This is a genomic window from Caballeronia sp. INDeC2 (assembly GCF_023631325.1).
Taxonomy (GTDB): Bacteria; Pseudomonadota; Gammaproteobacteria; order Burkholderiales; family Burkholderiaceae; genus Caballeronia.
Genome location: NZ_JALQDG010000004.1, coordinates 35,411 through 56,450, shown reverse-complemented (window position 1 = coordinate 56,450; position 21,040 = coordinate 35,411). Strand labels below are relative to the sequence as shown.

The window sequence follows — 21,040 nt, the reverse complement described above, 5'->3', positions numbered from 1 at the left end:
GCGCTCCTCCGATCAGACGAGCTTCACGAGTTGCTTGCCGAAGTTCTTTCCGCGCAAGAGGCCGAGGAACGCTTCGGGCGCATTCTCGAGCCCTTCGGCGATGCTCTCGCGAAAATGCAGTTTCTTCGTCGCGACGCGCTCGCCCAGTTCCTTCAGCGCTTGCGGCCAGACATCCAGATGTTCGGAGACGATGAAACCCTGCAGCTTGAGCCGCTGGGTCAGGATGAGTCTGGGCGCGTTCATCGGCATGGGCTTGCCGTCGTAACCGGAGATCATGCCGCACACCGCGACGCGCCCGAACGCGTTCATGCGCGCGAGCACGGCGTTGAGCGTTTCGCCGCCGACGTTTTCGAAGTAGCCGTCCACGCCATTCGGCGTCGCGGCTTTCAAGTCTTCGTACAGATTGCCTGCCTTGTAGTCGACGCATGCATCGAGGCCGAGCGTCTCGACGACGTAACGGCATTTGTCCGCGCCGCCCGCGATGCCCACCGCGCGGCATCCGGCCGCCTTCGCCAGTTGCCCGACGACGCTGCCCACCGCGCCGCTCGCCGCCGACACCACGACCGTCTCGCCCGCCTTCGGCTCGATGATGCGATTGAGCCCGTACCACGCCGTGACGCCGGGCATGCCGACCGCGCCGAGATACGCGGACAGCGGCACGCGCGACGCATCGACCTTGTTCAGACCGCGGCCATCGGACGTGCCGAATTCCTGCCAGCCGAGCACGCCGACGACGCTATCGCCCACTGCGAACGCCGGATTGCGTGATTCGCTCACGACGCCCACGGTGCCGCCGATCATCACTTCGTTGAGCGGTTGCGGCGCGGCGTACGATTTCGCGTCGTCCATGCGGCCGCGCATGTACGGATCGAGCGACAGATAGTGATTGCGCACCCGCACTTCGCCGTCTTGCAGCGGCGCGAGCGGCGTTTCGACCAGCTTGAAGTTCGAGACCGACGCCTCGCCTTGCGGGCGCGACACGAGCAGGATCTGGCGGTTGATTGGTGCATCTGCCATGCGGATTCTCCTTCGCGGATATGAGGACTCAGGCGTCGCTCGGGCCGGGCGTCGCCTTCGGATCGGAGCGCATCTTCTGCCTGACGATGTCGCGCCCGACCGCGAGCCGCTTCATGTACTTGAACGTGCCGAGCGCCTTCGCGACGAAGTGGCCTTCGCTGTCGCGGATCTCGCCTTCGCAATAGGCCATCGTCGTCGAGCGATGCAGCACGCGGCCATAGCCGCGCAACTCGCCGCGGCCCGGCTGCATGAAGTTGACTTTCATCTCGACGGTGACGACGCCGACGCCGTCGCCCGCGACACTGCGCGCGGCGAGCGCGAGCGCTGCGTCGAGCAAGGTCATCGTGACGCCGCCGTGCGCGATGCCCCACGTGTTCATGTGCGTTTCCTGGAGCGGCATGCGCACTTCGCTTTCGCCGTCGGCGGCCTTGACGAGCTGCACGCCGAGCGCGTCGATGAACGGGCTTTCGATCGAGACGTTGCCCGCGGATGGTTCGGAAGAGGACATCGCGCTCACACTTCGTAGTCGACGCACTGGCGCTCTTCGCGGATCGCCGCGACGAAGTCCTTCAGCGCCTGATGCTTCGGATGAACCTGATAGGCTTCGAGCGCGGCCTTGTCGTCGAAATCGGAGACGAGCACGACGTCATATGTGCAATCGAAACCCGGCTGCGCGGTGCCGACTTCGAAATGTCCTTGTCCCTTCACGATGCTGCGGCAGGTTTCGAGCTTCGCCTTCAGCTTTTCGGCGTTCTCGGCGCGGCTCGCGCCCTCGGCGTTTTCCTTCAGCTTCCACATGACGATGTGACGTAGCACGGCGACTCCTGTTGTCTGGCAAGACCTGAAGCGTAGCAAAAATCCCTATGCGGCGATGGACGCGCGGCCGTCACACGATTTCGAACAGCCCCGCCGCGCCCTGGCCGCCGCCGATGCACATCGTGACCACGACGAACTTCGCGCCGCGCCGCTTGCCTTCGATGAGCGCATGGCCGGTCAGACGCGCGCCCGAAACGCCATACGGATGCCCGACCGCGATTGCGCCGCCGTTCACGTTCAGGCGCTCGTCGGGAATGCCCAGCTTGTCGCGGCAGTAGAGCACCTGCACCGCGAACGCTTCGTTCAGTTCCCACAAGCCGATATCGTCGACGGACAAGCCCGCGCGCTTCAAGAGTTTCGGCACGGCGAACACCGGACCGATGCCCATCTCGTCCGGCTCGCAGCCCGCGACCGCGAAGCCGCGGAAGATGCCGAGCGGGGTCAGCCCTTCTTTCTCGGCGCGCGTCGCGTTCATCACGATGCACGCCGATGCGCCGTCCGAAAACTGGCTCGCGTTGCCGGCCGTGATGACGCCGCCGGGCAGCGCGGTCCGGATATTCGACACGCCTTCGAGCGTGGTGTCGGCGCGGATGCCTTCGTCGGCGGCGAGCGTCACTTCCTTCGTGAACATGCGTCCCGTCGCCTTGTCGGCGATGCCGGCGAGCACGGTAATCGGCACGATTTCATCGTCGAACTTGCCCGCGGCTTGAGCGGCCGCCGCGCGCTGCTGCGAGCGCACGCCGTATTCGTCCTGGCGCGTCTTCGATATCTCGTAGCGCTTCGCGACATTTTCGGCGGTCTGCAGCATCGACCAGTAGATCTCGGGCTTGTTACGGTTCAGCCAGCCGTCGGTCAGCATGTGGCGGTTCATCTCGTTCTGCACGCACGAGATCGATTCGACGCCGCCCGCAACGTACACATCGCCCTCGCCCGCCATCACGCGCTGCGCGGCGAGCGCGATCGTCTGCAGGCCCGATGAGCAGAAGCGGTTCACCGTCATGCCGGGCACGGACACGGGCAGCCCCGCGCGCAATGCGATCTGCCGCGCGATGTTCATGCCCGTCGCGCCTTCGGGATTCGCGCAGCCCATGATGACGTCTTCGACGCGCGCCGGATCGATGCCCGCGCGTTCGACGACGGCCTTCGTAACATGGCCGCCGAGCGTCGCGCCGTGGGTCATGTTGAGCGCGCCGCGCCACGATTTGGCGAGCGCGGTGCGCGCCGTCGATACGATGACTGCATCGGTCATGTCGTCTCCCTTGCCTTAACTGAGTATGTCCGCCGACGTCACGCGCTGCACGCCGGCGTCGCGCATGTCCTGCCATGCCTTATCGAGCGAGCCGTTCAGATCGATCGCGCGGCATGCGTCCTCGATCACGGTGACGTCGAAGCCCGCCGCGCGCGCATCGAGCGCGGACCACGCGACGCAATAGTCCGTCGCGAGTCCCGCGAGCCAGACGCGCTTCGCGCCGACGTTGCGCAGATAGCCTTCGAGGCCGGTCGGCGTCGTGCGATCCGCTTCGAGAAACGCCGAGTAGCTGTCGACATGCTCGTGATGTCCCTTGCGAATCACGAGCCGCGCATGCGGCACATGCAGATCGCGATGCAGCGCCGCGCCTTGCGTGTCCTGCACGCAATGCACCGGCCACAGCACCTGCTCGCCGTAAGGCAGCGTCATCGTCCCGAACGGCTGACGGTTTGCGTGATTCGCCGCGAACGACACATGCGAGCGCGGATGCCAGTCCTGCGTGAGCACGACATGCGAGAACGCGCGGCCAAGCCGGTTGACGACAGGCACGACTTCATCGCCGCGCGCGACGGCAAGCGCGCCGCCCGGCATGAAGTCGTACTGCACGTCCACGACGAGGAATACGTCTTCAACGGGTTTCATCTCAGTCATTGAAGCGTCCATTCGATTGCGCGAGTTGCGTCACGAGCGCGGCCGGTTGCCATGCTTCGCCGTTGGTCTGCTTCGCGTACTTGCGCATCGCGCGTTCGACGTTATAGAGGCCGATGGTGTCCGCATAGAGCATCGGGCCGCCGCGCCAGAGCGGAAAGCCGTAGCCCGTCAGATAGACCATGTCGATATCCGACGCCTTGCCCGCGATGCCTTCCGCGAGAATCTTCGCGCCTTCGTTCACGAGCGACAGCACGAGGCGCTCGACGATCTCTTCATCGCCGATCGTGCGCCGCTCGACGCCGCGTTCCTTCGAATACGCGACGATCATGTCGTCCACGAGCTTCGACGGCGCCGCGTCGCGCTTGCCCGGCTGATAGTCGTACCAGCCCGCGCCGGTCTTCTGCCCGAAGCGGCCCGCCTCGCACAGGTGATCCGCGATGCGCGAATAATGCAGCTCCGGCTGCTCCCGATAGCGCCGCTTTCTGATCGCCCAGCCGATGTCGTTGCCCGCCAGATCGCTCATGCGAAACGGGCCCATCGCGAAGCCGAATTTCTCGATCGCGCGATCGATCTGCGCGGGCAGCGCGCCTTCTTCCAGCATGAAAAGCGCTTGCCGGACGTACTGCTCGATCATCCGGTTGCCGATGAAGCCGTCGCACACGCCCGACACCACCGCCGTCTTTTTGATCTTTTTCGCGAGCTGCATGACGGTGGCGAGCACGTCCTTGTCGGTCTTCTCGCCGCGCACGACTTCGAGCAGCTTCATCACGTTGGCCGGGCTGAAGAAATGCATGCCGATGACATCGCCCGGACGCTTCGTGAACGATGCGATTCTGTTCAAATCGAGCGTCGATGTGTTCGATGCGAGGATCGCGCCGGGCTTCGCGATTTCATCGAGCTGGCGGAACACTTGCTCCTTCACGCTCAGCTCTTCGAACACGGCTTCGATGATGAGGTCCGCTTGCGCGAGATCGGAGAACGACAGCGTCGGCGCAACGAGCGCCATGCGCTCTTCGATCTTCTCCTGTGTGAGCTTGCCCTTCTTGACCTGCGCTTCGTAGTTGCGACGGATCGTGGCGAGCCCGCGATCGATCGCCTCCTGCTTCGTTTCGAGCAGCACGACGGGCAGTCCCGCGTTGAGGAAGTTCATCGCAATGCCGCCGCCCATCGTGCCCGCGCCGATCACGCCGACTTGGGCGATCTTCCTGACGGGCGTATTCGACGGCACATCGGCGATTTTGGCCGCCGCGCGCTCGCCGAAAAACGCATGCCGCAGCGCGCGGCTTTCGGGCGTCTGCACGAGCGCGAGAAAGCATTCGCGTTCGAATGCGAGCCCGCGCTCGAAACCTTCCTTCACGCCCTTTTCCACGGCATCGATGCACTTGTGCGGCGCCGGGAAATGCTTCGCGGCCGCCGCGACGCCGTTCCGCGCGAACTGCATGAAACCCTCGGCGTTCGGATGCTCGATCTTGCGGTCGCGCACTTTCGGATACGGTCCGCCCTGGTCCGCGGCCTCATTCGCGAACGACAGCGCGCGTTCCAGCAGATCGCCTTCGACGAGCTCATCGAAGAGCGCGGTCTGCGCGAGTTTCTCCGACGGCACCGGCGTCCCCGACACGATCATGTTCAACGCCGTCTCCAGCCCGACCACGCGCGGCAGGCGCTGCGTGCCGCCCGCGCCGGGCAACAGGCCGAGCTTCACTTCCGGCAGCGCGATTTGCGCGCCGGGCGCGGCGATGCGGTAGTGCGCGCCGAGCGCGAGTTCGAGGCCGCCGCCCATCGCGACCGCGTGGATCGCCGCGACCACGGGCTTCGCGCTCCCTTCCAGCGCCTTGATCACGGTCATGAGCGTCGGCTCTTGCGTGGCCTTCGGCGTGTTGAATTCGGTGATGTCCGCGCCGCCCGAGAACGCCTTGCCTGCGCCGATGATGACGATGGCGCGCACGTCGTCGGCATCGTTCGCGCGCTCGATGCCTTCGACGATGCCCGCGCGCGTCGAATGCCCGAGTCCGTTGACGGGAGGATTATCGAGCGTGATGACGGCGACGCCGCCGCGGATCGTGTAGTCCACTGCCATGAAGGTGTCTCCTGCCGACGGGTATCGGATGAATTGTGGTTGATCCGTTCAGAATACACAAAAAAGCACGATCGTCCAATTAAGACGACTGCGTGTCTCGCGCGGACCGCGCATGTAGAAAAGCCCCGGTTCCGCATGGGGCGGACCGGGGCTTCGACGAGGAAGCGCGACGACGTTAGACGGAGTTTTCCGTCGCGTTCGGCAGCACGTAATCGCGAAACTGTTCGCGCAGACGCACTTTCTGCAGCTTGCCCGTCGCGGTGTGCGGCAATTGCTCGGCGAACACGACGTCGTCCGGAATCCACCACTTCGCCACCTTGCCCTCGAAATGCGCGCGCAGTTCCTCGCGCGTGACGGTGGCGCCCGGCTTCAACACCGCCACGATCAGCGGCCGCTCCGTCCACTTCGGATGCGCGCACGCGATGCACGCGGCCTCCGCCACCTGCGGATGCGACACCGCGATATTTTCCAGATCGATCGAGCTGATCCACTCGCCGCCGGACTTGATCACGTCCTTGCTGCGATCGGTGATCTGCATGAAGCCGTCCGGATCGATGGTCGCGACATCGCCCGTCGGAAACCAGCCGTCGACGAGCGGCGAGTCGTCGCGACGGAAATAGCGGTCGATGACCCACGGCCCGCGCACGTAGAGATCGCCGAAGGACTTGCCGTCCCACGGCAGTTCGCTGCCGTCGTCGCCGACTACTTTCATGTCGACGCCGAAAAGCGTGTGGCCCTGCTTCTCCAGCGAGCGGCGCTGCTCCTCCAGCGGGCGCTGCTTCTGCTTGAAGCTCAGGCGCGACAAGGTGCCGAGCGGCGACATCTCCGTCATGCCCCACGCGTGGATCACCTGCACGCCGTACTCTTCCTCGAAGATGCGCAGCATCGCGGGCGGACACGCGGAGCCCCCGATCACGGTGCGCTTCAACGTCGAGAACCGCGCGTTCTGCTGCTTCATGTAGGCGAGCAGGCCCATCCACACGGTAGGTACGCCCGCCGAATACGTGACGCCTTCGGCCTCCATCAACTCGTAGAGCGATTTGCCGTCGAGGTCCTTGCCCGGGAACACGAGTTTCGCGCCGACGAGCGGCCCCGCATGGGGAATGCCCCACGCGTTGACATGGAACATCGGCACGACGGGCAGGATCGAATCGCTCGATGAAGCACCCATCGCGTCGGGCAACGCCGCGCCGTACGCATGCAACACCGCCGAGCGATGCGAGTACAGCGCGCCCTTCGGATTGCCGGTCGTGCCCGACGTGTAGCAAAGAAACGAGGCCTGGCGCTCGTCGAGCATCGGCCATGCGTAGTCGCCGTCTTGCTCGCCGATGAGGCTCTCGTAGCTCATCACCGGCACGCTCATGTTCGACAGATGCTCGCCGATGCACGCGGCATCGCCGAGCGCGATCCAGCCTTTCACGTTCGGACATTGTGGCGCGATCAACTCGACGAGCGGGCCGAAGGTCATGTCGAAGCAGACGTATGCATCGTCGGCGTGATCGATGATGAACGCGATCTGATCCGGAAAGAGACGCGGATTGATCGTGTGACACACGGCGCCCATGCCGCTCACGCCGTAATAACATTCGAGATGTCTGTAGCCGTTCCATGCGAGCGTGCCGATGCGCTCGCCCTGCTCCACACCGAGCGCGGTCAGCGCCTGCGCAAGCTGCTTCGCGCGCTTTTCGCAATCGCGGTAGGTATAACGGTGGATGTCGCCTTCGATGCGGCGCGACACGATCTCGTTGTCGCCGAAGTGGCGCGAGGCATGGGACAGCAGGGACGACGCGAGCAGCGGTACTTCCATCATCTGGCCGTAGAGCGGCGACGTCATAGGCGATGTCCTCGAATCTGTCGAATGCTGGTCGGATGGCCGGGCCACGCTCCTGCAGGCCCGCGGGCGCGGAATTACAATATCGTTTAACTCAGAGGCGCTCAATATGTCGTTTTCCCCAAGCAATGCCGTGCGCGCGGCGCGCGACGAGACGCCCGCCGAGGCGCGTTCCATGAGCGAAATCGCCGGTGCGATTCGAGTCGGCGAGCCCGGTTCGTTCGCCGCGCTCGGAAACGCATTTCTCACGCGTCTTCCCGCGGCGCCGGTGCCCGATCCGTATCTCGTCGGGCTTTCGCGCGAGACGGCGGAATCGCTCGGCTTCGATCCGCACGTCGCCGCTGGCCCTGAAAAGGATGCATTCGGCGCGTACTTCGCCGGCAATCCAACGCGCGACTGGCCGGGCGAATCGCTGCCCTATGCCGCCGTGTATTCGGGGCATCAATTCGGCGTGTGGGCAGGCCAATTGGGCGATGGCCGCGCGCTCACGCTGGGCGAGGTCCAGCACGACGGCGCGCGCCTCGAAGTGCAACTGAAGGGCGCGGGACGCACGCCCTATTCGCGCATGGGCGACGGCCGCGCGGTGCTGCGTTCGTCGATCCGCGAGTTTTTGTGCTCGGAAGCGATGCACCATCTCGGCATTCCGACGACGCGCGCGCTCGCCGTGATCGGCTCGGACCTGCCGGTGCGGCGCGAGACCATTGAAACGGCGGCGATCGTCACCCGCGTGTCGCCGAGCTTCGTGCGCTTCGGCCACTTCGAGCACTTCTATTCGAACGATCGCATCGACGATCTGCGGACGCTCGCCGATCACGTGATCGACTGTTTTCATCCGCAGTGCCGCGACGCCGACGATCCCTACCTCGCGCTGCTCGACGAAGCCGTGCGCTCCACCGCCGATCTGATGGCGCAATGGCAAGGCGTTGGCTTCTGCCACGGCGTGATGAACACCGACAACATGTCGATTCTCGGCCTCACGATCGACTACGGTCCGTTCGGCTTCATGGACGCGTTCAACGCGCATCACATCTGCAATCACTCGGACACGCAGGGGCGCTATTCGTATGGCCGCCAGCCGCAGGTCGCGTACTGGAACCTCTTCTGTCTCGCGCAGGCGCTCGTCCCGCTCTTCGGCCAGAACCTGCCCGAGGAAGGACGCGCCGAGCGCGTGGTCGAAGAAGCGCAGAAAGTGATGGAGCGATACAAGGATCGTTTCGGGCCCGCGCTCGTCGCGACGATGCGCGCGAAGCTCGGTCTCGAGATCGAGCGCGACGGCGACGACAAGCTCGCCAACGGTCTCTTCGAAATCATGCATGCGAATCGCGCGGACTTTACGCTCACGTTCCGGAACTTGTCGAAGCTGTCGAAATCCGACGCGAGCCGGGACGCATCCGTGCGCGATCTGTTCCTCGACCGCGCCGCGTTCGACGCGTGGGCCGCGCAGTATCGCGAGCGCCTCGCGCACGAGCCGCGCGACGACGCCGCACGCGCCATGGCGATGAATCGCGTGAATCCGAAGTACGTGCTGCGCAATCATCTGGCCGAACAGGCGATCCGCCAGGCGGCCGAGAAGGACTTTTCGGAAGTGGAGCGCCTGCTGGACGTGCTGCGCCATCCGTACGACGAACAGCCCCATTACGAGGCCTTTGCCGGCCTGCCGCCCACTTGGGCGAGCGACCTCGAAGTCAGTTGTTCTTCGTAGGATCGCCCTCATATACGAGGCCTTCCCGGCCAGACCAAAGGAACGAGAGATGAGCCAAGACGACACCCCGACGAGCTATCCGCTGCAAAAGGACGACGCCACCTATCGCCGCGAACTGGACGACATGCAGTATCAGGTCACGCGTCACGCCGTGACCGAGCGCCCGTTCACCGGCAAATACTGGGATCACGACGAGCGCGGCGTCTACGATTGCGTGTGCTGCGGCACGCCGCTTTTCGAGTCCGCCACCAAGTTCGACGCCGGCTGCGGCTGGCCCAGCTACTTCAAGCCGATCAACGGCGAAGTGATCCAGGAGAAAACCGACCGCTCGCACGGCATGCTTCGCATCGAAGTGCTGTGCAACAACTGCGGCGCGCACCTCGGCCACGTTTTCGAGGACGGCCCCGCGCCGACCGGCCTGCGGTATTGCATCAACTCGGCTGCGCTACAATTCGAACCCAAGTAAGCGCGGGCCCCTGCACGCTCGCTCGGGGAGCGATCGTGCATCACGCCGTACCGGCGCCCGCTTCCGTTCGAGCGGGCGTTTCTCTCTCGCGCGCCTCGCATCCATCCGATGCCCATCACGTCCGGACGCCAATGAAATTTCTGTTCGATCTGTTTCCGATCATTCTCTTTTTCGTCGCATTCAAGGTCTGGGGCATCTACACCGCGACGGCGGTCGCGATCGCGGCGACGCTCGTGCAGATCGCCTGGGTCGCGTTCCGTCATCGCAAGGTCGATCCGATGCTGTGGGTCAGTCTCGGCGTCGTCGTCGTGTTCGGCGGCGCGACGCTCGTGCTGCACAACGACACCTTCATCAAATGGAAGCCGACCGCGCTGTACTGGCTGTTCGCGTTCGCGCTGATCGTCGCGCAGATCGGCTTCAGAAAAAATCTGATCGAAGCGATGATGGGCAAGCAGATCGTGCTGCCGCATCGCGTGTGGGGACAATTGAATGTCGCGTGGGCGGTGTTCTTCGCGCTGCTCGGCATCGTGAATCTCTTCGTCGCGTATAACTTCACCACGGATCAGTGGGTGAACTTCAAGCTGTTCGGCGCGACGGGCTGTCTCGTCGTGTTCATCGTCCTGCAGAGCTTCTGGCTCGCGAAGTACATGAAGGAGGATGGGCAATGAGCGCATCGTTCGATTTCACGAGCGCCTCGGCGGCGGACAAGATCGCGCATCTCGAAGCGCGTCTGAACGAGGCGCTGCAACCGCAGTCGGTGCATATCGACGACGACAGCGCGGCGCACGCGGGCCATGCGGGCGCGGGCGCCGGCAGCCACTATACGGTGACGATCGTCGCGGCGTGCTTCGCCGGCAAGGCGCGCGTGGCGCGGCATCGACTGGTGTATGATGCGCTGGCCGAGGAAATGCGGCGCGGCGTGCACGCGCTCGCGATCCGGGCCTATACGCCGCAGGAGTTCGCAGAACAATTCGAATAGACACGCGCGCGTTTCATCGCCAAGCCTTGCTTCTTGAATCTCGCCTTTTTAAGGCGTCTGTTTGTTCAGTTAGGAACCTCCGATGACTTTGAAAAAAACCCGCGTCTGGGTGTTGCTGGCTGCGTTCGCGGCTGCGCCCGCCTTTGCGCAAAACGTCGCCGTCGTCAACGGCACGCCGATTCCCACGTCGCGCGCCGATGCGCTCGTGAAGCAGCTCGTCGCGCAGGGTCAGCAGGATTCGCCGCAGCTTCAGCAAGCCGTGCGCGAGGAACTCATCAACCGCGAAATCCTGATGCAGGAAGCGGCGCGTGAAGGCGTCGCGACGCGCCCCGACGTCAAGGCACAGGTCGCCGTGGCGCAACAGACCGTCGTGCTGCGCGCGCTCATCGAAGACTTCGTGAAGAAGAACACGCCGAGCGACGCCGAGATCAAGGCGCGCTACGACCAGCTCGTCAAGCAGAACGGCGGCGGCAAGGAACTGCATCTGCATCACATCCTCGTCGCGGACGAAGCGCAGGCGAAGGATCTGATCGCGAAGATCAAGGCCGGCGCGAGCTTCGAAGATCTCGCCAAGCAATATTCGAAAGACCCGGGATCGGGCAAGAACGGCGGCGATCTGGACTGGTCGTCGCCTTCGGCTTACGTGCCGGAATTCAGCGCGGCCGCCGAAAAGCTGAAGAAGGGCGAAGTGACGCCGGCGCCGGTGAAGACGCAGTTCGGATGGCACGTCATCCGTCTGGACGATTCGCGTGAAGTCGCCCCGCCGCCGCTCGATCAGGTCAAGACACAGATCGCGCAGCAGATCCAGCAGGAAAAGCTGCAGGCGTTCGAAGAAGGTCTCAGAAGCAAGGCGGTGATCAAGTAAGCCCGCTTGCTCGATCGTTCCGTTCGCGTCATTTGCGATCCATGACAAAGCCGCCCTCGGGCGGCTTTGTCGCTTCTGAAGCAGTGCGCGATCAGCCGAGGAAGCGTCGCGCGTTCTGGAACACGCGCAGCCACGGGCTGCCGTCGGTGGTCCAGTCGTCGGGCGTCCAGCTCATCTGCACGTTGCGATGCACGCGCTCCATGTGCGGCATCAGCACGGTGAAGCGGCCGTCGGGCGTCGTCACGGACGTGATGCCCTGCGGCGATCCGTTCGGGTTGAACGGGTATTGCTCCGTCGCATTCCCACGATGATCGACGTAGCGCATCGCGACGAGCGCCTGCGCCTGATCGCCCTGCTGCGAGAAGTCGGCGAAACCTTCGCCGTGCGCAACCGCCACCGGAATGCGCGAGCCTTCCATGCCGGCGAAGAAGATCGACGGCGAGTTCTGAATCTCGACGAGCGAGAAGCGCGCCTCGAACTGCTCCGACTTGTTGCGCGTGAACTTGGGCCAGTTTTCCGCGCCCGGAATGATCGACGCGAGACTCGACATCATCTGGCAGCCGTTGCAGATGCCGAGCGCGAAGGTGTCGGCGCGGCCGAAAAACGCGGCGAACATATCGGCGAGACGCTGATTGAAGCGGATCGTTTTCGCCCAGCCCTCGCCCGCGCTCAGCACGTCGCCGTACGAGAAGCCGCCGCACGCCACCGCGCCCGCGAAATCGGCGAGCGTCGCGCGGCCTTCGAGCAAGTCGCTCATGTGGACGTCGTGCGCATCGAATCCGGCGCGGTCGAATGCGTAGGCCGTTTCGAGATGCGAGTTCACGCCCTGCTCGCGCAGAATCGCGACACGCGGACGTTTTCCCGTCGCGATGAACGGCGCGGCGACGTCTTCGGCCGGGTCGAAGCTCAGCACGGGCGAAAGGCCGGGATCGGCCGCATCGAGCAGCGCATCGTATTCGGCGTCGGCACAGGCCGGGTTGTCGCGCAGACGCGCGATGTGCCAGCTCACCTCGCTCCACGCGCGATGCAGCTCGACGCGCGGCGCATCGAAAATCTTCTTTGCGTCGCGATAAATCTCGATCGCGCCGCTTTCGTTCGGCTTGCCGATCACATGCGAGCACGCCGACAGGCCATGCTCGCGCAGCGCGCCCAACACCGCATCGCGGTCCGATGCGCGCACCTGCACCACCGCGCCGAGTTCTTCCGTGAACAGCGCGCGGATCGTGCGGTCGTCGCGGCGGCCGCTCGTCTGCTTCGCCCAGTCCTTCGCGTCGCCGTAATCGGATTCGTGTTCGGCGTCGAGCGTCAGCATGTCGACGTTCAGCGACACGCCCACGTGACCCGCGAACGCCATTTCGCAGACCGTCGCCCACAGGCCGCCATCGGAGCGGTCGTGATAGGCGAGCAGCTTGCCTTCGGCGTTGAGCGCCTGGATCGCGGCGAAGAAGCGCTTGAGGTCTTCGGGATCGTCGACGTCGGGCACCGCGTCGCCGACCTGCTGCGTCACCTGCGCGAGGATGCTGCCGCCCATGCGATTGCGGCCGCGGCCCAGATCGATCGCGATCAGCACCGTGTTGGAATCGCCGACGAGTTGCGGCGTCAGATGGCGGCGTACGTCTTCCACCGGCGCGAACGCCGAGATGATGAGCGACACCGGCGACACCACTTCGCGCGCGCCGCCGCGCGCGTCCTGCCACTTGGTGCGCATCGACAGCGAATCCTTGCCGACCGGAATGCTGATGCCGAGCGCCGGGCACAGCTCCATGCCGATCGCCTTCACCGTGTCGTAGAGCGCGGCGTCTTCGCCGGCGCTGCCGCACGCGGCCATCCAGTTCGCCGACAGCTTCAGCTTGCCCAGCGATTCGATCGGCGCGGACGCGATGTTCGTCACCGCTTCGCCGACCGCCATGCGTCCCGATGCGGGCGCGTCGATGACGGCGAGCGGCGTGCGTTCGGCCATCGTCATCGCTTCGCCGCGAAAGCCCGCGTAGTCCATCGTCGTGATGGCGCAATCGGCGACGGGCACCTGCCACGGGCCGACAAATTGATCGCGTGCGGTCGTGCCGCCCACCGAGCGATCGCCGATGGTGATGAGGAACGACTTGCTCCCGACCGTCGGATGCTTGAGCACATCTATCGCGACCGCCGACAGCGGTAGACCGGTCACGTCGACGGGCGTGAACTGCGCACTCTCGCGCTTCACGTCGCGATGCATCTTGGGCGGCTTGCCGAGCAGCACGTCCATCGGCATGTCGACGGGTTGCTGCCCTTCGTTCGCGTCGTCGATCAGCTTCAACTGGCGCTCTTCGGTCGCCACGCCGACGACGGCCACCGGGCAGCGTTCACGCTCGCAGATGGCCTGGAACGCGGGCAGATCGGCGGGCGCAATCGCGAGGACGTAACGCTCCTGCGCTTCGTTCGACCAGATTTCGCGCGGCGACAGACCGCTTTCTTCGAGCTGCACCTTGCGCAACTCGAAGCGCGCGCCCTTGCCCGCGCCATCGACGAGTTCCGGGAAGGCGTTCGAGATGCCGCCCGCGCCGACGTCGTGAATCGACAGGATCGGATTGCCCTCGCCCATCTGCCAGCAGGTGTTGATGACTTCCTGCGCGCGGCGCTGGATTTCCGGATTGCCGCGCTGGACCGAGTCGAAGTCGAGCTGGGCGGTATTCGCGCCGGTCGCCATCGATGACGCAGCGCCGCCGCCCATGCCGATGCGCATGCCCGGACCGCCGATCTGGATCAGCAGCGTGCCCGCCGGCAGGTCGTTCTTGTGCGTGTGCTGATCCGAAATATTGCCGATGCCGCCCGCGATCATGATCGGCTTGTGATAGCCGCGCACGCGGCCCGCGACGTTCTGCTCGTAGGTGCGGAAGTAGCCGCCGAGGTTCGGACGGCCGAATTCGTTGTTGAAGGCCGCGGCGCCGATCGGCCCGTCGATCATGATCTGCAACGGCGACGCGATGCGGTCGGGCCGGCCGTACGGCTCGTTCTGGTCGGCCGGATTGCGCGATGCGAGCGGCACGGCGGCATCGCGATCGTTTTCCCACGTTTCGCGCGCGCCGGGCAAATCGAGGTTCGACACGGTGAAGCCCGCAAGACCCGCCTTCGGACGCGCGCCGCGGCCCGTCGCGCCTTCGTCGCGGATTTCGCCGCCGGAGCCCGTCGCCGCGCCCGCGAACGGAGAAATTGCGGTCGGGTGATTGTGCGTCTCGACCTTCATCAACGTGTGCGTCAGTTCCACATGACGCTGATACTGCTCGTCGCCGCCGCGCGGGAACCAGCGCTCCGCGATGCCGCCCTGCATGATCGCCGAGTTGTCCGAATACGCGACGATCGTGCCTTCGTGATTCAGCTTTTCCGTATTGCGGATCATCTGAAACAGCGACATGTCCTGCTTCTGGCCGTCGATCGTCCATTCGCCGTTGAAGATCTTGTGGCGGCAGTGTTCGCTATTGGCCTGCGCGAACATCATCAACTCGACGTCGGTCGGATTGCGCTTCAGGGCTTCGAATGCGTTCACCAGATAGTCGATCTCGTCTTCCGCGAGCGCGAGGCCGAGTTCGGTGTTCGCGGCTTCGAGCGCCTTGCGCCCCGCGCCGATGATATCGACCGTCTGCAAGGGCTTGGCGGGCAGTTCATCGAAGAGATGCAGCGCCTGATCGCGCGATGCCGCGACGCTTTCCGTCATGCGGTCGTGCAGCGCATCCGCGACGGCCGCGCGCGCTTCGTCCGACAGCGCCTTCTTGCCGCCGAGAAAGCCGCTTTTCATGATGACCGAGTACTCGACGCCGCGCTCGATGCGCCGTACTTTCTCGAGCCCGCAATGATGCGCGATGTCGGTCGCCTTGCTTGCCCACGGCGACACCGTGCCGAAGCGCGGCACGACCATGAAGGTCTCGACGTGGCCGCGCTCCTTCGATGCCTCGAACGGCGCGCCATAGTGCATCAGCGCATCGATGCGGCTGTTGTCGTCGTCGGTGAGCGGCTCGGACGCGTTGACGAAATGCAGGAACTGACCGCGCACGCCGACGATATTCGCGTCGATGCGGGCGAGCGTTTCGAGAAGGCGGGTCTGACGAAAATCGGAGAGGGCCGAAGCGCCGGGGAAACACGAGAAGTGGGCCATTGTGACGGTGCGTCGATGACGTCTGTGTGCCGCTCGCGCGACGCTCGCATTTTTGCGAATCGAAAAATTCGCAAATTCGGACTCGAGCGCGCAAAACGGCGTGAGGCGAAAGGAAGACGGCGATTATAACCCGGAAGCGTCTTGAAATCGGCCCGGGCGGTCCGTCCGGACGCCGTGCGGCGGCAGCCCGGCGATGCGGGCTGGATCGGCCGCTCATCCCGAAATCGCCCCGGCGCTCCCGGCCGAGCGCGATGGCGTGAGCCGAGCGCCGCATGACCGTGCGGCTTGCCGTCCCCCGCAAACGATTTTGGCGCTATCATGGCGCGCTTTCTTCGGGTCCGGCACGCCGAGTCGCGCCGCCGGGCCGTCGTTTTACCGTCAAGGCGCGCGGCATCGGGCGCTTCGCTCCCGCGCGTCAAGCCGCGCAGCACTGCAATCTCGCGCCTTCGGGCACAAAAAGTCATGGATGTCATCGTCATCGGCGGAGGAATCGCCGGCATCGCCACCGCCTGTCAGTTGCATGCGGCAGGCCATCGCGTCTGCGTGATCGAGCGCCACGCGACCGTCGCGCAAGGCGCCACTTACGGCCAGGGCGGCGCGCTCTTGCCCTCGCCGCTCGATGTCTGGTTCGGGCCGACCTTCATGGCGTCGAGCCGTTCGAAGCAAAGCGGCTTGGTGGTCAAGACCGGCTTCGACTCAGCCGCCCGCGATTTCGTCAAGCGACTCGCGACGCTGCGCGATCCCGAAACGTTCGCGGCGCAATACGCGCGTCTGCAGCCGCTCGTCGCTCTGTCGCGGCGCATGCTGGCGGATATCGAAAGCCGCCTGGAACTCGACTTCGAACAGCGCAGCGGCATCCTGCACGTTTTCCGCCAACCGCGCGAACTCGACGACGCGCAGCCGGCCATCGATCTGCTCAAGGGCTGCGGCGTGCCCTACCGGCTGCTGACGCCGGAGGAATGCGTCGCGGTCGAGCCTTCGGTGCCGGATCATCCCGAGTTCGCGGGCGGCGTGCTGCTGCCCGAGGAACGCACGGCGAACTGTCCGCTCTTCACCAAGCAACTGAAGCAGGTGCTCGAAGACGGCGGCGTTCAGTTTCGCATGCATCGGAGCGTCGCGTCGGTGCGTCTGGACGACGCGCGCGCCGCGGTCGAGCTGGGCGATCCGAGCGAAGGCAGGAAGCGCAGCGCCGACGTCGAGCTGATCACGGCCGACGCGATCGTCGTCGCGGCGGGCACCGGCACGCCGGGGCTGATCGGCGGCATCGGGTCGGTGTCGTCGCTCTTTCCGCTGCGCGTGCACACGCTGACCGCGCCCGTCGCGTATGAGGAGCGCGTGCCGCATCTGACGGTCGTCGATTCGATCAAGCGCATCACGATGACGCGTGTGAACCAGCGGCTGCGCGTGGGTGGCGCGGGCGTGTTTCAGAGCGCATCCAAGGCCGACAAGCCGCTCGACGCGACACTTTCCCGGCGCGCGCTCGATCTGCTCGGCCAAGGCACGCACGACTGGATTCCGGGCGCCGCGCGGGTGTCCGCCGCGCGCGCGTGGGACGGCCTGCGACTGATCACCGCCGACGGGCTGCCGGTCGTCGGCGCGACGCGTCATCCGCGGCTTTTCGTCAACGCGGCGCACGGCCCGGCGGGATGGGGCCTCGCCTGCGGCTCTGCTAAAGTGATCGCGGACCTCGTCTCCGGCGTCACACCCGACATTCCCGCCGACACGCTCGCGGCGTTGAGCGTCGAGCGCTTCTAGCGTTCGGGCAGACCGCCGCACCGCAGCGACTGGCACGATTGCTGCGGGCGACGCCGGGTTCCTGAACGACCGCGCCCCTACGCACGCCGCCATGACCGCAGCCCGCTCGCCCTACTTCAGCCCCAAAGACGATCCGCTCGCGTTGCTGACGCTCACCGAGCTGCGCACGCTCGAAGCGCGCGCAGCCGCCGCGCTGCCGCCGCACACGCTGATGGCGCGCGCGGGCGCGGCCGCCGCGCAATGCCTCATCGACCTGTTCGAGCACGATCCCGATTCCCGCGCACGGTCGGTGTGGCTCGTGGCCGGCCCCGGCAACAACGGCGGCGACGCCCTCGTGACGGCCGAGCAACTGCATCGCGCCGGCATCGGCGTGCGCGTGTGCATGCCGGTCGAGGTCAAGCCCGACGACGCGCGCTGGGCGCTCGAATCGGCGCGCGCGGCGGGCGTGCCGATCGACGGACGGCCGCCCGCATCGTTCGACGGTTTCGGCTGGCTCGTCGACGGCATGTTCGGCATCGGTCTCACCCGCCCGCTCGAAGGCGTGTTCGCGGACATCGCCGCACGCATGACGCGCCGTTGCGGTGCTTCGGGCCGCGTGCTCGCGCTCGATGTCCCGAGCGGCCTGAACAGCGACACTGGCGCGCCCGTCAACGGCGGCGAAGCCGTGCGCGCGACGGACACCATCACGTTCATCGGCGCGAAGCCGGGGCATTTCACGTCGCAAGGCCGCGATCTGACGGGACGGCTTTTCGTATCGACGCTGGAAGTCGATTCGAGCAGCGCGCCGTCGATCACGCTCAACGCGCCCGCGCTCTTCGCCGCGTGCATGCCGCCGCGCGACAACGCGACCAACAAGGGCACGTTCGGCTCGCTCGCGGTCATCGGCGGCGACACCGGCATGTGCGGCGCGCCGATTCTGGCCGCGCGCATGGCGCTGTACGGCGGCGCGGGAAAGGTGCACGTCGCGTTTCTGGGCGAAGGCTTTCCGCCATACGATCCGCCGCATCCTGAACTGATGCTGCATCGCGCCGACGGCTTCGGGCTCGACAAGATGGACGCGCTGTCGATCGGCTGCGGCATGGGCACGAGCGAGCACGCGAAGAACGTGCTGACCGACGCGCTCGAGCTCGACATCCCGAAGCTGCTCGATGCCGACGCGCTCAACCTTGTCGCGAAAGACGACGCGCTCGCGTCCGCCGTCGCGGCGCGCGGCGCTCAGGGCGATCCGTGCATCCTGACGCCGCATCCGCTCGAAGCGGCGCGTCTCCTGCAGACCGACGCCAAATCCGTTCAGGCCGACCGCATCGCCGCCGCGCGCCAGCTCGCCGCGCGCTATGCGGCAATCGCGGTGCTCAAGGGCTCCGGCACGGTGATCGCGTCTCCCGATGGACGCGTCAGCGTGAATCCGACCGGCAACGCAGGCCTTGCGACAGGCGGCACCGGCGACGTGCTCGGCGGATTGATCGGAGCATTGCTCGCGCAGAAACTGCCGGCTTACGAGGCCGCGCTCGCGGGCGTCTATCTGCATGGCCTCGCCGCGCAAACGCTCACCGACGACGGCATCGGCCCGGCCGGGCTGACCGCGGGCGAACTCGCGCCCGCCGTGCGCGGTCTCATCAACCGCCGCTTTTACGCGGCGCACGCGCGAAGCTGACGGTTTCCCGGCGCTCGCTTGCGAAGCCCCGGTGACGCTTTGCAAGCATCCGTTCATGCATCGTCGCTATACTCTTTTTTGATTCGGGCAACCGCGGCCGCTCACTTGTGCTTCAGTCGCGTTCACCAGACACGATGCATAGACAAGCCGAGCCGCAATCGCACGAACGTATTCCTCTGTCACTCTCAGACTAACGGACCGCTCATGACCCAAAACTCGATGCTCAATTCGCTTCCTGCCTGGTCCGCGCTCCAGTCGCATTACGATGCCATCTCCGGCGAGCGCCTGCGCGACTGGTTCGGGCCTCAGAACGACACCGCGCCGACGCGCGCCGAGCGCTTGACCTTCGAAGGCGGCGGCCTCGCCATCGACTTCTCCAAGAACCGCGTCAAGGACGAGACGCTCAAGCTGCTCGTCGAAGTCGCGCAGCAGGCCAAGGTCACCGAACGCCGCGACGCGATGTTCCGTGGCGATATCGTCAACATCACCGAACATCGCGCGGTGCTGCATACCGCGTTGCGCGCCCAGTCGCCCGACGCGCCTTTCTACGAGCAGGTGCAGAAGGAAAAGGCCAAAATGGCCGCCTTCTCCGATCGCGTGCGCGACGGCTCATGGAAGGGCTATAGCGGCAAGCGCATCCGTCACGTGGTGAACATCGGCATCGGCGGCTCGGACCTCGGGCCGAAGATGGTCGTGCATGCGCTGCATCATCTCGCATCGAAGGATCTCGACACGCACTTCGTATCGAATGTCGACGGCGCCGATCTCTGGAACGTGCTTCAGCAAGTCGACGCCGAAGAGACGCTCGCGATCGTCGTCTCCAAGACCTTCACGACGCTCGAAACGATGACCAATGCGCATTCGATGCGCGACTGGTTCCTGAAGTCCGGCTGTCCTGAAGATCAACTGTCGAAGCATTTCGTCGGCGTCTCGGCGAATCCGGCCGAAGTGGTCAAGTTCGGCATCGCGAAAGAAAACGTCTTCGAGATGTGGGACTGGGTCGGTGGCCGTTACTCGCTGTGGTCTGCGGTCGGTCTCTCGATCATGCTGTCGGTCGGTCCGCAAAATTTCGATGCGCTTCTGCAAGGCGCGGCAGCGATGGACGAGCACTTCCGGACCGCGCCGCTCGACAAGAACCTGCCCGTGCTTATGGGCATGATCGGCATCTGGTATCGCAACTTCTTCGGCTCGCAGAGCGATCTGATCGCGCCGTATTCGCAGGCGCTGCATTATCTGCCGTCCTATCTTCAGCAACTGGAGATGGAAAGCAACGGCAAGTCCGCGCGGCTCGACGGCAAGATGGTCGACTATCCGACGGCAGCGGTGATCTGGGGCGAGCCGGGCACGAACGGTCAGCACGCGTTCTTCCAGATGCTGCATCAGGGCCCGACGATCATTCCGATCGACTTCATCGCGGTGCTGACGCCGGAGCATCCGCTCGTCGATCATCACGCGAAGCTGCTTGCCAACTGCTTTGCGCAGAGCGAGGCGCTGATGCTCGGCCGCACGCTGGAAGAAGCGAAGAAGGTGGCTGGCCCGGGCAAGGAAGAACTGGCGACGCATCTGAGCTTCCCCGGCAACCGCCCGACCACGACCATCATGCTCGATGCGCTCACGCCGCAGTCGCTCGGCGCGCTCATCGCGCTCTACGAGCACAAGGTGCTCGTGCAGGGCACGGTGTGGGACATCAACTCGTTCGATCAGTGGGGCGTGGAACTCGGCAAGATTCTCGGCAAGGTCGTCGAGGCCGATATCACCGCGGCGAGCGTCGATCCGGCCAAGCACGACTCGTCGACGTCGGCATTGATCGCGCGTGCGCGCAAGGCGTTGAAGCGCTGACGTTTGCGTT

16 protein-coding genes are annotated in these 21,040 nt (G+C 65.3%); 8 read left to right on the top strand and 8 right to left on the bottom strand.

The features are described from left to right. Nucleotides 1-12: 12 nt before the first annotated feature. From NCS28_RS06870 to NCS28_RS06840, 7 genes are all read right to left on the bottom strand, one after another. Entirely contained in the window at nucleotides 13-1,017 is a 1,005-nt protein-coding gene (locus NCS28_RS06870) for an NADP-dependent oxidoreductase (RefSeq protein WP_250513109.1), read from the bottom strand. 28 nt (nucleotides 1,018-1,045) lie between these two features. Further along, the gene (locus NCS28_RS06865; RefSeq protein ID WP_250513108.1) at nucleotides 1,046-1,525 is read right to left on the bottom strand and encodes a PaaI family thioesterase; all 480 of its coding nucleotides are present in this window, start codon (nucleotides 1,523-1,525) and stop codon (nucleotides 1,046-1,048) included. A gap of 5 nt (nucleotides 1,526-1,530) precedes the next feature. Beyond that, nucleotides 1,531-1,833, bottom strand: a complete 303-nt coding sequence (locus NCS28_RS06860; protein WP_250513107.1) for a Dabb family protein — start codon at nucleotides 1,831-1,833, stop codon at nucleotides 1,531-1,533. Nucleotides 1,834-1,903: 70 nt separating this feature from the next. Beyond that, nucleotides 1,904-3,082: an acetyl-CoA C-acyltransferase gene (locus NCS28_RS06855; RefSeq protein WP_250513106.1), complete on the bottom strand. Its 1,179-nt coding sequence runs from the start codon at nucleotides 3,080-3,082 to the stop codon at nucleotides 1,904-1,906. Nucleotides 3,083-3,097: 15 nt separating this feature from the next. Beyond that, entirely contained in the window at nucleotides 3,098-3,733 is a 636-nt protein-coding gene (pncA, locus tag NCS28_RS06850; protein ID WP_502801159.1) for a bifunctional nicotinamidase/pyrazinamidase, read from the bottom strand. Further along, complete coding sequence (locus tag NCS28_RS06845) at nucleotides 3,726-5,810, bottom strand: 3-hydroxyacyl-CoA dehydrogenase NAD-binding domain-containing protein (RefSeq protein WP_250513105.1); 2,085 nt, start codon at nucleotides 5,808-5,810, stop codon at nucleotides 3,726-3,728. The genes pncA and NCS28_RS06845 overlap by 8 nt, the downstream gene beginning before the upstream one ends. A gap of 175 nt (nucleotides 5,811-5,985) precedes the next feature. Beyond that, on the bottom strand, nucleotides 5,986-7,644 hold the full coding sequence (locus tag NCS28_RS06840; RefSeq protein ID WP_250513104.1) for a 3-(methylthio)propionyl-CoA ligase: 1,659 nt from the start codon (nucleotides 7,642-7,644) through the stop codon (nucleotides 5,986-5,988). 106 nt (nucleotides 7,645-7,750) lie between these two features. On the opposite strand from NCS28_RS06840, the gene NCS28_RS06835 reads away from it, so the two are divergent. The 5 genes from NCS28_RS06835 to NCS28_RS06815 all read left to right on the top strand — a co-directional run bounded on the left by NCS28_RS06835 (nucleotide 7,751) and on the right by NCS28_RS06815 (nucleotide 11,653). Next, nucleotides 7,751-9,343, top strand: a complete 1,593-nt coding sequence (locus NCS28_RS06835; protein ID WP_502801158.1) for a protein adenylyltransferase SelO — start codon at nucleotides 7,751-7,753, stop codon at nucleotides 9,341-9,343. Nucleotides 9,344-9,392: 49 nt separating this feature from the next. Further along, a complete protein-coding gene (gene msrB, locus NCS28_RS06830; protein WP_250513103.1) occupies nucleotides 9,393-9,809 on the top strand; it encodes a peptide-methionine (R)-S-oxide reductase MsrB in 417 nt (138 codons plus the stop codon). 131 nt (nucleotides 9,810-9,940) lie between these two features. Then, nucleotides 9,941-10,477, top strand: coding sequence for a septation protein A (locus NCS28_RS06825; RefSeq protein WP_061137468.1), 537 nt, complete (start codon nucleotides 9,941-9,943; stop codon nucleotides 10,475-10,477). Then, nucleotides 10,474-10,788, top strand: coding sequence for a BolA family protein (locus NCS28_RS06820; RefSeq protein ID WP_250513102.1), 315 nt, complete (start codon nucleotides 10,474-10,476; stop codon nucleotides 10,786-10,788). Before NCS28_RS06825 ends, NCS28_RS06820 begins: the two co-directional genes overlap by 4 nt. An 82-nt stretch (nucleotides 10,789-10,870) precedes the next feature. Further along, the gene (locus NCS28_RS06815) at nucleotides 10,871-11,653 is read left to right on the top strand and encodes a peptidylprolyl isomerase (RefSeq protein WP_250513101.1); all 783 of its coding nucleotides are present in this window, start codon (nucleotides 10,871-10,873) and stop codon (nucleotides 11,651-11,653) included. Between the two features lie 91 nt (nucleotides 11,654-11,744). Here NCS28_RS06815 and purL read toward each other — a convergent pair whose 3' ends face one another. Further along, nucleotides 11,745-15,782, bottom strand: coding sequence for a phosphoribosylformylglycinamidine synthase (purL, locus tag NCS28_RS06810; protein ID WP_250513100.1), 4,038 nt, complete (start codon nucleotides 15,780-15,782; stop codon nucleotides 11,745-11,747). A gap of 462 nt (nucleotides 15,783-16,244) precedes the next feature. On the opposite strand from purL, the gene NCS28_RS06805 reads away from it, so the two are divergent. From NCS28_RS06805 to pgi, 3 genes are all read left to right on the top strand, one after another. After that, nucleotides 16,245-17,537, top strand: a complete 1,293-nt coding sequence (locus NCS28_RS06805) for an FAD-dependent oxidoreductase (RefSeq protein WP_250513099.1) — start codon at nucleotides 16,245-16,247, stop codon at nucleotides 17,535-17,537. Between the two features lie 91 nt (nucleotides 17,538-17,628). Further along, the gene (locus NCS28_RS06800) at nucleotides 17,629-19,191 is read left to right on the top strand and encodes an NAD(P)H-hydrate dehydratase (RefSeq protein WP_250513098.1); all 1,563 of its coding nucleotides are present in this window, start codon (nucleotides 17,629-17,631) and stop codon (nucleotides 19,189-19,191) included. A gap of 204 nt (nucleotides 19,192-19,395) precedes the next feature. After that, the gene (gene pgi, locus NCS28_RS06795; RefSeq protein WP_250513097.1) at nucleotides 19,396-21,030 is read left to right on the top strand and encodes a glucose-6-phosphate isomerase; all 1,635 of its coding nucleotides are present in this window, start codon (nucleotides 19,396-19,398) and stop codon (nucleotides 21,028-21,030) included. Nucleotides 21,031-21,040 lie beyond the last annotated feature (10 nt).